The 14,697-nt window shown below is 59.2% G+C and carries 13 protein-coding genes; 8 read left to right on the top strand and 5 right to left on the bottom strand.

Annotated elements, in window-relative coordinates; translation table 11 throughout:
* The first annotated feature begins 65 nt into the window (after positions 1-65).
* Together nosP and CLH62_RS13980 are read left to right on the top strand one after the other, a co-directional pair.
* A complete protein-coding gene (gene nosP / locus CLH62_RS13975; RefSeq protein WP_407657785.1) occupies positions 66-1,235 on the top strand; it encodes a nitric oxide-sensing protein NosP in 1,170 nt (389 codons plus the stop codon).
* Entirely contained in the window at positions 1,213-3,483 is a 2,271-nt protein-coding gene (locus CLH62_RS13980; protein WP_099618886.1) for a hybrid sensor histidine kinase/response regulator, read from the top strand. The genes nosP and CLH62_RS13980 overlap by 23 nt, the downstream gene beginning before the upstream one ends.
* 55 nt (positions 3,484-3,538) lie before the next feature.
* Here CLH62_RS13980 and CLH62_RS13985 read toward each other — a convergent pair whose 3' ends face one another.
* Positions 3,539-4,219, bottom strand: a complete 681-nt coding sequence (locus tag CLH62_RS13985; RefSeq protein ID WP_228152861.1) for a response regulator — start codon at positions 4,217-4,219, stop codon at positions 3,539-3,541.
* A gap of 265 nt (positions 4,220-4,484) precedes the next feature.
* On the opposite strand from CLH62_RS13985, the gene CLH62_RS13990 reads away from it, so the two are divergent.
* From CLH62_RS13990 to CLH62_RS14000, 3 genes are all read left to right on the top strand, one after another.
* A complete protein-coding gene (locus CLH62_RS13990) occupies positions 4,485-5,510 on the top strand; it encodes an ABC transporter substrate-binding protein (protein WP_099618740.1) in 1,026 nt (341 codons plus the stop codon).
* Positions 5,511-5,584: 74 nt separating this feature from the next.
* A complete protein-coding gene (locus CLH62_RS13995; protein WP_228152862.1) occupies positions 5,585-6,283 on the top strand; it encodes an ABC transporter permease in 699 nt (232 codons plus the stop codon).
* Positions 6,276-6,947 carry an ATP-binding cassette domain-containing protein gene (locus CLH62_RS14000; RefSeq protein ID WP_099618742.1) on the top strand — a complete coding sequence of 224 codons (672 nt, stop codon included), beginning with the start codon at positions 6,276-6,278 and terminating at the stop codon, positions 6,945-6,947. Before CLH62_RS13995 ends, CLH62_RS14000 begins: the two co-directional genes overlap by 8 nt.
* A 230-nt stretch (positions 6,948-7,177) precedes the next feature.
* Here the strand turns inward: CLH62_RS14000 and CLH62_RS14005 are convergent, their stop codons facing one another.
* From CLH62_RS14005 to CLH62_RS14020, 4 genes are read right to left on the bottom strand one after another with little or no spacing between them, the layout of a single operon-like run.
* A complete protein-coding gene (locus tag CLH62_RS14005; protein WP_099618743.1) occupies positions 7,178-7,981 on the bottom strand; it encodes an ABC transporter permease in 804 nt (267 codons plus the stop codon).
* A 1-nt stretch (position 7,982) separates the two neighbouring features.
* Entirely contained in the window at positions 7,983-8,705 is a 723-nt protein-coding gene (locus CLH62_RS14010; protein ID WP_099618744.1) for an ABC transporter ATP-binding protein, read from the bottom strand.
* A gap of 7 nt (positions 8,706-8,712) precedes the next feature.
* Positions 8,713-9,687, bottom strand: a complete 975-nt coding sequence (locus CLH62_RS14015; protein ID WP_099618745.1) for a YVTN family beta-propeller repeat protein — start codon at positions 9,685-9,687, stop codon at positions 8,713-8,715.
* 43 nt (positions 9,688-9,730) lie between these two features.
* The gene (locus CLH62_RS14020) at positions 9,731-10,921 is read right to left on the bottom strand and encodes an ABC transporter substrate-binding protein (protein ID WP_099618746.1); all 1,191 of its coding nucleotides are present in this window, start codon (positions 10,919-10,921) and stop codon (positions 9,731-9,733) included.
* 262 nt (positions 10,922-11,183) lie between these two features.
* Here CLH62_RS14020 and pedF point away from each other — a divergent pair, with 262 nt between their 5' ends.
* The 3 genes from pedF (at position 11,184) to CLH62_RS14035 (ending at position 14,614) form a co-directional block, all read left to right on the top strand.
* A complete protein-coding gene (gene pedF / locus CLH62_RS14025) occupies positions 11,184-11,612 on the top strand; it encodes a cytochrome c-550 PedF (RefSeq protein WP_099618747.1) in 429 nt (142 codons plus the stop codon).
* A 76-nt stretch (positions 11,613-11,688) separates the two neighbouring features.
* Positions 11,689-12,645: a substrate-binding periplasmic protein gene (locus tag CLH62_RS14030; protein WP_099618748.1), complete on the top strand. Its 957-nt coding sequence runs from the start codon at positions 11,689-11,691 to the stop codon at positions 12,643-12,645.
* Positions 12,646-12,838: 193 nt separating this feature from the next.
* Positions 12,839-14,614: a PQQ-dependent methanol/ethanol family dehydrogenase gene (locus CLH62_RS14035; protein WP_099618749.1), complete on the top strand. Its 1,776-nt coding sequence runs from the start codon at positions 12,839-12,841 to the stop codon at positions 14,612-14,614.
* Positions 14,615-14,697 lie beyond the last annotated feature (83 nt).

Raw genomic sequence — 14,697 nt, forward strand, 5'->3', positions numbered from 1 at the left:
CATTGGCTGCGTTTGCGGATGCCGTACAATCGGTGGAAAGTCATCGGTTTACGGAATACGCGGTTATGAAGCCAGCGACGACCCTGCCTGCGGTCCGTGTGGCGAGCTCCAGTGTTCGCGACCCAATGCTGGCCGCCACCAATCTCGCCAGTCAGCTCAACCACGAACACCTCGGTTGCGTGCTGTTTTTCTGTTCCGCGGAATACGATCTTGGCCGTCTTGGCATTGCTCTCGAGCATGCCTTTCAGGGTGTGCGCGTGTGCGGCTGTACATCCGCCGGGGAAATTACGCCGGAGGGCTATGGCCGGGGGTGCATCACCACCATTGGTTTTGATAACCGCTACTTTGCCATCGATTGTGCACTGATCCGGGAGCTGGACCGGTTTACCCTGCAGGACGCTCAAGGCGTGATCGACGGACTCTTGTCCACTTGTCGAGACGCGAAACTGGCGCCGGTCAAGGACAATACCTTTGCGATAACCCTTCTCGACGGGCTTTCCAGCCGTGAAGAACTGGTTCTGGCCACTCTCAATGCTGCGCTGGGCACCATTCCCCAGTTCGGCGGCTCGGCCGGTGACGATGAGCGCCTGGCCAACACCCACGTGTTTTACGACGGCCAGTTCCATACCGGTGCCGCTACCGTGCTGCTGGTGAATACACCCCTGGATTTTCGTGTTTTCTCAACGCACCACATGGTCGAGCGTAGCGAAAAGCTGGTGGTGACGGATGCCTGTCCGGAAAGTCGCACCGTATACGAACTCAACGCTGAGCCTGCCGCCGATGCCTATGCCCGTGCAGTGGGTGTCGATGTCGATGCCCTCGACCGCAAGATCTTCGCCCTCCGACCCATGGGGGTGAAGATTGGCGGGCATTATTTCGTGCGCTCGGTTCAGCGGGTGAATCCGGACAAGAGCCTGACCTTTTACTGCGCGGTGGAAACCGGGATCGTGATGACCGCCATGGAGCCAGAATCCCTGCTGGACAGCGTGCGCACCCAGATTGAAGCCGCCGAACGAGTGGTGGGGCCGCCGCTGGTGACCATTGGCTGCGATTGCTTCCTGCGCCGGCTGGAGGCGGAGTTGACCGGGGAAGTGGAAGCAGTCTCGGAATTCCTGCGGCATCACAAAGTGATTGGCTTCAACACCTATGGCGAGCAGTTTGACGGCATGCACATCAATCAGACGTTTACGGGGGTGGTCATTGGCCAGCCTGATGCCCGTTCCGGACAAGACTGACCCCCCCGCGCGAGACGACCGGGACCGGCGCATTGCCGAGCTTGAGGCCGAAAATGAGCGCCTCAAACGGATCCGGGATGCCTTGATCGTCCGGGTTGAATCCGGTTCAGCCCACAAGCCCGAGCCCTATGCGGCCTTCGAACATTCGGTGGTGCTCGCGGAGCAGGTGCGGGAGCGTACCGAGGCCCTGAATCAGGCCATGGAGGAGCTGAAGGGCAGTAACAAGGCACTGAACCGTGCCCGGGAAGAAGCCGAAACCACCCGCCAACGCCTCAGCGATGCCATCGAAAGCATCGCCGACGGGTTTGTTCTGTTTGATAATCAGCACTGCCTGATCCAGAGCAACAGTCGGTTCCGAAGCTATTGGCGCCAGGCCGGTGTCGAGGTGCCTGAAGCGGGCACAAGCATTAACGAAGTCAAGGAGCAGGCCCTCACGTCCGGTCTGATCGTCGAGGAGCACAGCCATCCGGACTCGGAAGGTGTGGTTTTTCTGCTGTCCAACGGACGCTGGGTGCAGATGACTGAGAGACCCACCCGGGAAGGCGGGCTGGTGGTGCTTTACTCCGACATCACCGACGTAAAGAACAGTGAAATGGCACGGCGGATCAAGGCGCTGGAGGAAAGCGAGCGCTGGATCCGGGTAGTCACCGACCATGTACCGGCACTGATAGCCTACGTCGGCGCCGACATGTCCATCCAGTTCTGCAACAAGGTCTATGAGGCCTGGTACGGCAGAATGGGTGAGTCGCCCCTGGGCAAGCGCCTGGATCATGTGCATACGCCGGAGTTTTATCAGCGTCTTCTGCCCCAGATTCTGGAAGTCATGAACGGCCACAATGTGACCTTTGAATTCGAAGAAGCTGGAGAACAGGGCGAAGTGCGCTACATGCTCCGCTCCTATGTGCCCAACTTCGACGAGCAGGGCGACATCATCGGCTTCTTCGTGCTGATTCGCGATATTACCGATCGCCGCAAGACCGCGCTGGCCCTCGAGCAGGCCTACGATAACCTGGAGCGCCGGGTAAAAGAGCGCACCGCCGCATTGACCGGTCTGAACAACCAGCTGCGCCAGGAGATTACCGAAAGGGCGGCGGTGGAGGCCCGGCTCCGGGACGCCAAGCTGGAAGCGGAGCGGGCCAACCTTTCGAAAACCAAGTTCCTGGCTGCCGTCAGCCATGATCTGTTGCAGCCTCTCAACGCGGCCCGGCTGTTTACCAGTGCGCTGCTGGAACAATCGTTCGGTCCCAAGGCGGAGGGTCTGGTTCGTTCGGTAAGCACATCTCTGGATGACGTGGAGAACCTTCTGGGCACTCTGGTAGACATCTCCAAACTGGATGCCGGCGTCATCAAGCCGGACGTCACCGCCTTTGACTTGCGGGATCTGCTAAACAACATCGCCAGGGAGTTCCGGCAAATGGCTATGGCCGAAGGCCTGCGGCTGGATTTTGTTGCCAGCTCGGCCACCGTGGAGTCCGATTCCCAGCTGTTGGCCCGAATTCTCAGGAATTTTCTGACCAACGCCATTCGGTACACCGGCAATGGCCGGGTTCTGCTGGGCTGCCGCCGACGCCGGGATCATATCCTGCTGCAGGTCTGGGATACCGGCCCGGGTATCCCGGAAGACAAGCTCACCGAGATTTTCCAGGAATTCAAACGCATTCGGCCCGCCGGTTCACAGCCCGACAAGGGGCTCGGACTCGGATTGGCCATCGTCGACAAGATCTCGCGGATGCTCGGCCATGAGGTGACGGTATCATCCACCGAAGGCAAGGGTTCGGTGTTCAGCGTCAAGGTTCCCCTTGGCCGGCTGCAGCCCAGGCGACCGGAACCGGACCAGAACCGCACGGTGTCCTTCGACAGCGGTCTGGGCGGTGCCCGGATCTGGGTGATCGACAATGATCAGTCCATCTGCCAGGGCATGAAAACCCTGCTGGAAGGCTGGGACTGCCGGGTGGTGACAGCGGTGTCGCTGGAAGATCTTGAGCGCCAGCTCGATCCGGCCAGCGCCACGGTGGACCTGATTCTGGCGGACTACCACCTGGACAATGATGAAAACGGCGTGGATGTGGTGGCGGAGATCAACGGCCGTCGTCGGTGCCCGGCGCCAGTGGTGATGATTACCGCCAACTACACCAATGAGCTCAAGCAGCACATTCGTGAGCTTGGGCATGTGTTGATGAATAAACCGGTGAAGCCGCTGAAGTTGCGCAGTGCGCTGAGCCATTTGTTGAGGGGAAGTCTGCCTTAACGGATGTCGGATTAGCCAAAGGCGTAATCCGACAAACAAGCTCTCGGGAAGAATGTTATCGCTTCAGATACTGACTGAAATCCACATCACTGGCCGACAGAATTGCCTGCACCCGGTTATGCACCCCGAGCTTGCGCAGGATGGCAGAGACATGGGCCTTCACCGTGGTCTCGGCAATGTTCAGGTTGTAGGCAATCTGCTTGTTGGATTCACCCTTGGACATGCGCTCCAACACCAGCAACTGCCGGCGGGTGAGCGAGTTCAGCAGTTCCGGGGAGATCGGGTTGTCTTCGTGCCGGCTGCGGCGGTTGCTGCTGCTTTCCTTGCCGGTGCGGATGATATCTGAGGGCAGGTACACATTGCCGTTCAGGATCTGCTGGATAGCTTCAGTCATCTGTGCCCGGGGCGAGGATTTGGTAATGAACCCGCAGGCGCCGTAGGTTATGGCCTGCAACACCACTTGTTTGTCTTCTTCCGCAGACACAATCACCACCGGAATGGTGGGTGCTTCATTACGCAGCGTGATCAGGCCGGTCAGGCCGTGCATGCCGGGCATATTCAGGTCCAGCAGAATCAGGTCCAGATCATCGTTTTCGCGGGTGATTTCGAGGGCACTGTCCAGATCAGCGGTTTCGATGATCTCGCTACCCGCGAAACCGGAAGCGATAACGCTGCTGATGGCTTCCCGGAAAAGCGGATGGTCGTCGGCAATCAGAATCTTGTACGCCGGCTCCATGGATGTTTCAACCTGTGAGTTGTCATTGTCGGGGATGGCTTCCGAATCATGATAACGGTTTTCGGAAGAGAGTGCGGTATCAAGCTCGTCGAACATGGCGGCCTCCTGAGCAGGGAATCGACGGAGTCGATGCCGATCCTCTGGTTATTATTGTGATGATTTCATTACACGCGATCTTGGTCCCGGGTTGAATGCGACCATCGCACCAAAAAACAGGCACCAAAGTACTATTCTTGCCCGGCTGCCAGGTTCGTATCGTGAAGGGATGAATCAACAACCAACAACAAAGCCAGTTCTTCAATCCGTGCCGCCTGCGACCCGTTTTGTTCAAGTGGTCATTGCCGCGTTATTGCTGCTGTTCGTGCTGATCAGTCCCGCTGATGGCGGTGACGGCGACCCCGAAGGGCTGCCAGTGCTGTCCATCAGCGTGCTGCAGTTTGGCACAGCGCACTGGGAGCTGGGTCATATCCTGAACTGGGAGCTGGACCACGAGAACGGCTACCAGCTCGAGCTGAAACTCGTCGCCAATCTCCCGGCCTCGCGACTGGCGGTTACCAGCGGATCGGTGAATGGGGCAGTGGCCGACCTGCTGTGGGCGCAGTCCCGGTTCCAGGCCGGCACCCCCTATCTGTACGTGCCCTTCTCTTCCCAGATCGGCGACATCGTGGTGGCTGAAAACTCTGGCATCGAATCTGTGGCGGACCTGGTCGGCAAACGCATTGGCGTGGCCGGCGGGCCGGACAGCAAGGGCTGGATACTGCTCCTGAAGGTTGCAGCGCGACTGGGAATTAACCTGGCAGAATCCGCCGACGTCCAGTTCGCGGCTCCACCGCTGTTGAGCCAGGCGCTGAAACGGGGCCAGGTGGATGCGATTGTCACATACTGGCATTTTGCCGCCCGCCTGAAGGGAGAAGGCGGCTGGCGCTCCGCGTTCGGAATGGCCGACCTGCTCACCGCCATGGATCTGGACCGGAACCTGCCAATGCTTGGTTATGTTTTTCCGGCGGACTGGGCTGAAAACCATGGCCCGCTGATGGATCGCTTCGCCGCATCCCTGCGGCAGGCGAAAGTGGATCTGGCAAACGAGGAATCCCACTGGCAGAAGTTGCGGCCTCTGATGCGAAGCCCTGCAACGGGTGTGTTCCATGCACTGCGGAAAGGTTTCGTCGCTGGCACGCCCGCGCCTCTCACGGATCAGCGCATCGCCGACCTGCATCGTTTGCTGGCACTTACCGGAGCCGACCCTGAGAACCTGATGCCGGCGGAGCTGTTCTACCGGAGACAACCGTGAACACCCGCTCAGGCCACCCACCAGCATGGAGTCACTGGGTGGTCTTGCCATCGTTTGTCCTGCTCTGGGCATTGATGGCCTGGCTTATCCAGTCGCCACTCCTGCCCACACCCCTGGAGGTGCTCGACACCCTGATCAGGGAATCCGCCTCCGGAGAACTCTGGCACCATCTGGGTGCCACCCTCGGGCGTGTCGTTGTGGCTTTTATTCTTGCCATGCTTCTCGGTACCGCCATTGGCATCACCATGGGCCGCTCACGAACCACCAACGCCCTGTTCGACCCATTGCTGGTGCTGATGCTCAACCTTCCAGCGCTGGTCACAATCATCCTGATGTACGTCTGGTTCGGCCTGGTAGAAGTAGCCGCCGTGATGGCGGTGGTTATCAACAAAGTCCCCAACGTCGCTGTCACCGTCCGGGAAGGGGCTCGCAGCCTGGATTATCGCCTTGAAGAAATGGCCACGGTCTACGACTTCACTCGCTGGCAGCGATTCCGGGAAGTCTGGGTGCCGCAGCTGTTTCCGTACCTGATGGCCGCCACCCGCGGTGGCCTTGCTTTGATCTGGAAAATCGTTCTGGTGGTCGAACTGCTCGGCCGCTCCAGCGGCGTTGGCTTCCAGCTGCACATGGCCTTCCAGGTATTCGATGTCGCCGCCATACTCGCCTACAGCCTGGCGTTTATTGCCGTAGTGCAACTCATTGAACTGGCCGCCCTCCAGCCGCTTGAGCGTATTGCCTCCCGCTGGCGCCAGCCGGAGGCCGCCCATGCTTGAACTCCGAATCGCCGGCCGCGACTTTGGCCAACCTGTGCTTGGGGAGATCTTCGCTACGATTAAGCGTGGGGATCGCATCTGCCTGCTGGGCCCTTCCGGCATCGGCAAGACCACGTTGCTGAATGCCATTGCGGGCCTCGACAAAATGGTGCCGGGCGACGCTGTCATCGGGCGCGACAAGCTCAGGGTGGGTTACCTGTTCCAGGAACACCGGCTGCTGCCCTGGCGAACCCTGAATGCCAACCTCCGTCTGGTCGGTGCCAGTGAGGGGGAGGCAGAAAACCTGCTGAGTCAGGTTGGTCTCTCCGGCTATGGTCAATACCTACCGGATCAGCTTTCTCTTGGAATGGCCCGAAGGGCTGCCCTGGCCCGTTGCCTGGCGGTGAAGCCGGACTTGCTGTTGTTGGACGAGCCTTTTGCATCGCTGGATCCGGTGATGGCCGGCGGGCTGAAAACGCTGATTGCCGGGATCCTGGATTCCCAACCCGATATGGCCATGATCTGTGTTACCCACGATGGTGCCGATGCCGAGATTCTGGCGAACCGCCTCTGGTATCTGGATGGCCGGCCGGCGAGGTTGCAGTGGGATGATGTGGTTGGTGAGCCGGGGTTGATTGACGGGCTTTTGGGGAGGCTTCGTGGGCTGGATTCGGCTGGTTCCTAGTTGGTATTTGGTGATGTTCTCGGGTTTGTCGGATTACGCTTCACTAATCAGACCTGCGAGGCTACGAGGTTGCATCGAGCCTGCGAGGTTTGCACGGAGTTTGGGGCAGTCAGCGGGACAGGCTTCCCAAAAATGTGCGGAGCCATGGATGGCGGAGCCCAAGCGTCACAGGGATGTGCCGAAAGGAGCGTTTTTTGGGAAGCCTGTCCCGCTGACTGCCTTACTCAAAATCAGGCAGGCTTGGTCCCAAGTATCTTGGTACGCTGAGGCCGGAACCCGGCCGTGGCAAGCATCACCAGAACCACGGTTACCCCAGCAGTAATGCCATAGGCTGCCGGGTTCCACTCCAGATACAGGGAGAAGCGGATCGCCTCCACCGCGTGGGTAAACGGATTGAACTGGCACACCCAGTACAACCACGGGCTCGCTTCGTTCATCTTCCACAACGGATACAGCGCAGAGGACATGAAGAACATCGGAAAAATGACAAAGTTCATCACCCCGGCAAAGTTCTCCAGCTGCTTGATCCAGGTGGCAATCAGCAACCCCATGGCCCCCAGCATGAGGCTGGCCAGCACCAGCGCCGGCAGCACCGCGAGATAGCCCCATAATGGCGGCTCCACATCCACCAGCAGTGCCAGCAGCAGGAACACATACACCTGCCCAACCGATACCACCCCCATCGCCAGCAGTTTGGTCACCAGCAAAAAGGGCCGGGGCAGCGGGCTCATCAGCAACACCCGCATGCTGCCCAGCTCCCGGTCGTACACCATGGAAAGCGCTCCCTGCATGCTGTTGAAAAGGATGATCATCCCGCACAGTCCGGGGGCAATATAGGTCTCGTAAGTGATGTAGGTCTGGTAGGGCGGGATGATGGAAATGCCCAGCACCGCCCGGAAGCCGGCGGCGAACACCACCAGCCAGAGCAGAGGCCGAACCAGCGCGCTGGCGAACCGGGTCCGTTGTTGCCAGAAGCGAAGCCATTCCCGGGTCTGGATACCCACAAAACAGTGCCAGTAATGAGCAGGCTTCATATCATCCGGCTCCGGTCAGGGAATGGAAGGTTTCGGCCAGGTCGCGGGTGCCTTCAGCCTGGCAGATATCATGGCCCGCGCCGTCCGCCAGCAGCTTTCCTTCATGCAGGATTAACACCCGATCTTCCTGGCGAACCTCCTCGATGAGGTGCGTGGCCCAGAGCACGGTCAGGCCGTCAGACTCACAAAGCCTGCGCACGTGCTCGTTCAGCCCCCTGCGACTGGCGACATCCAGACCAACGGTCGGTTCGTCCAGCAACAACAGGGAAGGTTCATGGAGCAGGGCCCGGGCAATTTCCACCCGCCGGCGATGGCCACCATTGAGCTGGCGGACAGCATCGTTGGCCCGGTCCAGTAACCCGAAACGTTCAAGCTCCCGATCGCCGCGGGCGCGGGCTTCCTTGCGGGACAGGCCGTGCAGGGCTGCGTGATACTGTAGGTTCTGGCGAACCGTCAGATCCAGATCCAGTGCATTCTGCTGGAACACCACACCGATCTTGCGCATTGCCTCGGCCGGCTGTTTTTTCAGGGACTGGCCGGCCAGCAGGATATCCCCCTGCTGCAACGCCAATAGTCGGGTCAGAAGACCGAACAGGGTAGACTTGCCTGCGCCATTGGGCCCGAGCAGAGCGTGGAAACGGCCCGAGGTCAGCGCGAAGCTGACCTCCTTGAGCACAGGCTTGTCGCCGTAGCGAAAGCTGAGGTTATTGGCTTCTATGGTCATGAAGTAGTCATGAAGTCGGATCGATAACCACGCCCCAGGGATAGCGGCCTACCTTGATGGATTTGATCACCTTCATGTCCTCCACATCGATCACGGAAACGTCACCCGAGACACCGTTGGTGGTGTAAAGGTGCTTCTCGTCCTTGTCCAGGTCCAGCTGCCACACCCGGCTTCCCACCAGCAGGTAGTCCAGTACTTCATAGGTATTGGCATCCACCACGGCCACATGGTTCGAGGGGCCGAGGGCCACGAAGGCGTATTTGCCATCTGAGGTCAGCTCGATGCCCACCGGCTGCACCCGGTCCTGATTGACCCCGGGCACCTTGAAGGATAGCTCATGGATCTGCTTGAGGTTGTCCACATCAATAATATGTACGGTACCGCCGATCTCTGCCGAGGCCCAGGCGATCTTGCTGTCCTTGCTGAATTCCACATGGCGAGGGCGTTGACCCACCACAATGTTCTTCTCGATCTCGAAGGTCTCGGTGTTGATCCAGTGCAGCATGCTGGTGGTTTCGGAGGTGTTGACCGCCCACTTACCGTCCGGGCTGACAGCCATGCCTTCCGGTTCGATACCCACGTCAATCTGGGCGAGAACGTCCTTATTGGACACGTCCACCACAGTCACGATGGCGTCGTCCTCGTTGGCAATGTACAGGTGCTTATTGTTCGGGTGCAGGGAGAACTGTTCAGGGTCCTCACCCGAGGGCAGGGTATCAATGATCTTGCGGGTGGCGAGGTCGAGTACCTGCACCGTGTCGTCGTCGCTGGCGCAGATGTAAAGCTTGGTGTAATCCTTGGATAAAAGGATACCCCGAGGGCGGGCGCCAACATCAATGGTGTCGACCACTTCCCGGGTCTCGGTGTCGATGATTGAAAGCGTGTTGTCTTTCTCATTGGACACGTAGGCCAGGCTCGCCAGCGCTGGGGTCGAGAGGCCGATCATGGCGGCCAGGGCGGTCTGTTTGTACACGGATTTCATGGTGTAACTCCTTCTTGTTTTAAAAGGGATGCCGCCAATACGGTCAGCCGTTGATTCGACACTCACTCTCCGGCTTGTCGAAGCCGAGAGTGTCCATGGTGGTGATCGGGTGCAGGAAGCTCTCGAATGGCGCTCGCGCCACCAGCCCGCGGGGGTGCACCAACGGAATTGGCTGCCGGAGCTGGCCATTCCAGTCCCGATAGGTGAGTTTCCGGCCTTTGAATGCCGCTAGCTGGAACTTGTCGCTGAACAGGAAGCTTCGAATCTCGCCCGGATTTGCGTTGCCGATTGCTGTTACCGCCGTGCCGATTGAGCGAATAGCAGCCCAGGCGGCGTAGTCCTCGCTGTTCATGTCGCGGCTAGCCAGTTCCCGGAACCGGCTCTGCAGTTGTGCGGCGCCCCAGCTTTCCACCACCCGATGCCAGGCAACGGGCACCATGCCCTGGGTACCAACCACCGGCCTTGGCAACCAGGTGTTGAACGGAACGTATTCCCCGAAATCGCCCCGCACATCGGCCACCACCACGGCATCGTAGTCATCGGCCCGGGTAAACAGGGGCAGCTCCTGGGAGGCGGTGCGACGAAGGTCGGCGTCAAAGGTCCAGGGCTTGTCTTCGACAATCTCCAGACCAAAGCGTTTGGCGGAGCGACGGAAGGCGTTCGCCCAGCCTCTGTCGGCCTCGGTTGGCCCGGTAATCAGGAATACTTCCTTCCAGCGCCGCTGGCTCAGCCACTGGCCCAGGGCGTCGGTGAGCATGGAATAGCTTGGAATGGTGTGCAGCAAGTTGGTGTGGCAGTGACCGGTACGCAGGGCGTCGTCCTTGGCGCCGACATTAAAGAGTAGGGTGTTGTCGCCGGACTTGTTGATCATGGCTTTCAGGGTCTGAGCCGGCGCGTTCACGACAAATAATTCGGTGCCTTTCTGGCGCATGGCCTCAAAGGCTGCAACGGCGGCCGCCTCAGAGCCTGCTACCTCACTCTGCAGTGAATAGGTCTGGCCCAGAAACTTGCCGGTGGTGTTGTTATCACCGATGGCCAGTTCGGCGCCGCGCAGGCCGGCGTTTTCCGGTTCCGGAATTACGTTGGAAAGAACCGGCCCCTGGTCCGGAATCCACTGCAGGTAGCCGATCCGCACGTCCAGAGATTCGGCCTGGATCGGGGCTGCGGCAACCATCGTGATAAGAGTTGCGGCCGCTGTCCGGGATAGCCGGGAAAGCCGAGATAGCAACGACATGGAATTCTCCGCTTTGTTGTTGTGGTTTCAGCTTAGAGAACGGTAAAAGCTCCGGGAATATTCAGAAAGTAGGAATCAGCCAGTACCAAAGGATGAGATTTCTGCTCCGGGACCTCCCATCTACTACCAAGGAACTAAGCCAAAACCCCCAAAGTGGCATTCGGAATGGAGGCGGGGATTCCTAGACTGGAGATCAGCAAGTTGGCACCTGACAAATCCAATAGCCAACCACGGGGAATCCAAACAAAAAGAGGTAGCACCAATGGCAACGTCCTTTTCACTCAAAGCAATTGTTGCTTCAGCAATGCTTGGCTTGGCGGGCTTCGCTTTCGCGCACGGCAACGTCACACCACAGGAAGTGGATACGGGCAATCTGCCAAAGCTTGGCGATGAGGTCCTTATCGAGAATCCTTTCCGGGAAGGTAACGAATACGGCGAGTTCAACGCCCAGGCCGTTGAGATCGGAGAGAGCGCCTACGCAGGCAACTGTGCCGGCTGCCACGGCATCCGGGCCATGTCTGGCGGTTTGACACCGGATCTGAGGGAACTGACGGAATGGGATGACGAGTACTACATTGGCCGCGTTCGCAATGGTACCGACCGGGGCATGCCGTCCTGGAAAAAGACCCTGGACCAGAACGCAATGTGGGCGATCCGTACCTATGTGGAATCACTGCCCAAGCCGGAGTAATGCAGCAACCCGATACGGTTTTAACGCCTGAATCCGGGCCGGCCCTGTGCCGGCCTGTCGTCGTTGGGAGAAAACAATGAAAACACTGTCTCGAATTCTTGCCTTGCTGTTGCTTGCCCAGACCGTCCTGGCCCAGGGGATCGACGACGGAGACCCGCTCCTGAACCGGCCCGCGGAACGGACCTACGACATTATCCTTGAGTCCGGGTACCTGAAAGTGGGGGTTTACGAGAATTTCCCCCCTTACTCCTATGAAGTCGATGGCGAACCAAGAGGGATCGATGTTGAGCTCGGGCGCCGAATTGCCGAGGAAATGGGCGTGGACTTCATCGTCCACTGGATTACGCCGGATGAGAATCTGGGGGATGATCTGCGCAATAATGTCTGGAAGGGCCATTACCTGGCAAAGCGCCGGCTGGCGGACGTGATGTTGCGGGTCCCCTACGACAAAACCTATGCCTACATGCAGGATTCCACCGGGGAGTACATCAACGAGCAGGTGGTGCTGTTCGGCCCCTATCAGCAGGAAACCTGGCAGGTTGCCTACAATCCGGAAAAGCTGGACTCGGTAGAAACGGTCGCTGTCTTTCAGTACCACCCCATCGGCGTGGAGATCGATACCCTGCCGGATTTCTATCTCACCTCCGGACTGGGTGGCCGAATGCGTGAGCAAGTGCAGCATTATCCGAACGTGCGAGAGGCTTTCCAGGCCATGCGTGAGGGCGAGGTCAGTGCCGTGATGGGCATGCGGGCGGAAATCGATCATGAGCTGGCCAAGCCCGGGAACGCAGATTTCAAGGCCGCGAGCAACGGCTTTCCCGGTATTGGCAAACAGGTGTGGGATGTGGGTATGGCCATCAAGCACACCCACCGGCAGTTGGGGTATGCCCTGGAAGCCATCGTCGACAAGCTGGTCAAGAGTGGCGAGCTGAACGAGCTGTTTGCCAGCGAGGAACTGCGCTACAGCGTGCCCGACTACTACCGGGAGTTCCTGGATCAGCAGGCCATTGCCCGGGCCGAAGGTGAACTCTGATCCTGCCGCCCGCCAACCCCGGCGGGCGCTTTCTTTCAGGTAGTACGACCAAGTGATGAGAAAACCTGTTCCGGGGGGTAATTGTTGGTTTTCCCGCCAAGGCGAAGAATCGTACCAGAGGCGGGAAAAGTTCCCGGTTCGCCAAGAAACGGAAACAAGAGAACCGAAAACAAGAGAATTGGAGAGCGCAACCATGAGATCGAACAAGTTCGGGATTCGCATTGCTGCCAGCACCCTGGCGCTGGCGGTATCGTACGGGGCCTATGCGGTCACCGACGAAGACATCATGAATGATCACAAAACGCCGGGCGATATTGTCAGTTACGGCATGGGCACCCAGGGCCAGCGCTTCAGCACCCTGGAAGACCTGAACACCAACAACATCCAGTACCTGCAGCCGGCTTGGGCATTCTCGTTTGGCAGCGAAAAAATGCGCGGCCAGGAATCGCAGCCGATGATCAAAGACGGCGTGATGTACGTCACCGCCTCCTATTCCCGTGTCTACGCCATCGACGCCAGGACCGGCGAGGAGATCTGGCAGTACGACGCCCGCCTGCCAGACGGCATCATGCCCTGCTGTGACGTGGTCAACCGGGGTGTTGCCCTGTACGACGACAAGGTCATTTTCGGTACCCTCGACGCCAAACTTGTCGCCCTGAACAAAGACACCGGCAAGCCGATGTGGATCAAGAAGGTTGCGGATTACCAAGCCGGATACGCCATCACCGCGGCGCCCATCGTGGTAAAAGGCAAACTGATCACCGGTGTTTCCGGGGGTGAGTTCGGAATTGTCGGCAAGGTGGAAGCCTATGACCCGAATACCGGTGATTTACTGTGGACCCGTCCGACCGTTGAAGGTCACATGGGCTATGTCTACAAGGATGGCAAGGCGATCGAAAACGGCATTTCCGGCGGCAAGGCCGGCGTAACCTGGCCTGGCGACATGTGGAAAAACGGCGGCGCAGCCACCTGGCTGGGTGGCACCTACGATCCGGACACCGACTCCCTGTTCTTCGGTACTGGTAACCCGGCGCCCTGGAACTCTCACCTGCGCCCCGGAGACAACCTGTTTTCGTCTTCCCGTCTGGCGATTGATCCGGACGATGGCAGCATCAAGTGGCACTTCCAGACCACGCCCCACGACGGCTGGGACTATGATGGTGTCAATGAGCTGATCTCCTTTGACTACCAGGACAACGGCAAGACCGTGAAGGCGGCGGCAACCGCAGATCGCAACGGGTTCTTCTACGTGTTGAACCGTGAGAACGGCGACTTCATCCGTGGCTTCCCGTTTGTCGACAAGATCACCTGGGCCAAGGGCCTGGACCCGGAGACCGGTCGCCCGATCTTCGCCGAGGGTGGTCGCCCGGGTGATCCCACCGTCACCGAGGGTACCAAAGGCGAGCCCGTGCTCGCGCAGCCTGCGTTTCTGGGTGGCAAGAACTGGATGCCCATGGCCTACAGTCAGGATACCGGCCTGTTCTATGTGCCTTCCAACGAGTGGTCCATGGACATCTGGAACGAGCCTGTCTCCTACAAGAAAGGCGCGGCCTTCCTCGGAGCCGGCTTCACCATCAAGCCAGCTAACGATGACTACATCGGCGTTCTGCGCGCCATGGATCCGAAAACCGGTAAAGAGGTCTGGCGTTACGAGAACACGGCGCCGCTGTGGGGTGGTGTAATGACCACCGCGGGCAACCTGGTTTTCACCGGTACGCCGGAAGGCTACCTGAAGGCCTTTGATGCCAAGACTGGCGAGGAAGTGTACAAGTTCAACACTGGTTCCGGTGTGGTTGGTACCCCGGTTACCTGGACCATGGACGGCGAGCAGTATGTCTCCGTGGCCTCCGGCTGGGGTGGTGCGGTTCCTCTCTGGGGTGGTGAAGTCGCCAAGGTGGTGAAGGACTTCAACCAGGGCGGTATGGTCTGGACCTTCAAACTGCCGAAGGACCGCGTTGCCAGCAACTGATTTCTGAAAGCGCCGGTGTTGTGCCGGTCTGAAAGGGGCTGCCTGCGGGCGGCCCCTTTTCTTTTTCAGGCGCCTTTTATCAG

This window comes from Marinobacter guineae (assembly GCF_002744735.1).
Classification (GTDB): domain Bacteria; phylum Pseudomonadota; class Gammaproteobacteria; order Pseudomonadales; family Oleiphilaceae; genus Marinobacter; species Marinobacter guineae.

Bases quoted from the DNA above. Each gene is read 5' to 3' on its own strand.
- nosP (WP_407657785.1), top strand. From the start codon at position 66: ATGAAGCCAGCGACGACCCTGCCTGCGGTCCGTGTGGCGAGCTCCAGT.
- CLH62_RS13980 (WP_099618886.1), top strand. From the start codon at position 1,213: ATGCCCGTTCCGGACAAGACTGACCCCCCCGCGCGAGACGACCGGGAC.
- CLH62_RS13985 (WP_228152861.1), bottom strand. From the start codon at position 4,219: ATGGAGCCGGCGTACAAGATTCTGATTGCCGACGACCATCCGCTTTTC.
- CLH62_RS13990 (WP_099618740.1), top strand. From the start codon at position 4,485: ATGAATCAACAACCAACAACAAAGCCAGTTCTTCAATCCGTGCCGCCT.
- CLH62_RS13995 (WP_228152862.1), top strand. From the start codon at position 5,585: ATGGCCTGGCTTATCCAGTCGCCACTCCTGCCCACACCCCTGGAGGTG.
- CLH62_RS14000 (WP_099618742.1), top strand. From the start codon at position 6,276: ATGCTTGAACTCCGAATCGCCGGCCGCGACTTTGGCCAACCTGTGCTT.
- CLH62_RS14005 (WP_099618743.1), bottom strand. From the start codon at position 7,981: ATGAAGCCTGCTCATTACTGGCACTGTTTTGTGGGTATCCAGACCCGG.
- CLH62_RS14010 (WP_099618744.1), bottom strand. From the start codon at position 8,705: ATGACCATAGAAGCCAATAACCTCAGCTTTCGCTACGGCGACAAGCCT.
- CLH62_RS14015 (WP_099618745.1), bottom strand. From the start codon at position 9,687: ATGAAATCCGTGTACAAACAGACCGCCCTGGCCGCCATGATCGGCCTC.
- CLH62_RS14020 (WP_099618746.1), bottom strand. From the start codon at position 10,921: ATGTCGTTGCTATCTCGGCTTTCCCGGCTATCCCGGACAGCGGCCGCA.
- pedF (WP_099618747.1), top strand. From the start codon at position 11,184: ATGGCAACGTCCTTTTCACTCAAAGCAATTGTTGCTTCAGCAATGCTT.
- CLH62_RS14030 (WP_099618748.1), top strand. From the start codon at position 11,689: ATGAAAACACTGTCTCGAATTCTTGCCTTGCTGTTGCTTGCCCAGACC.
- CLH62_RS14035 (WP_099618749.1), top strand. From the start codon at position 12,839: ATGAGATCGAACAAGTTCGGGATTCGCATTGCTGCCAGCACCCTGGCG.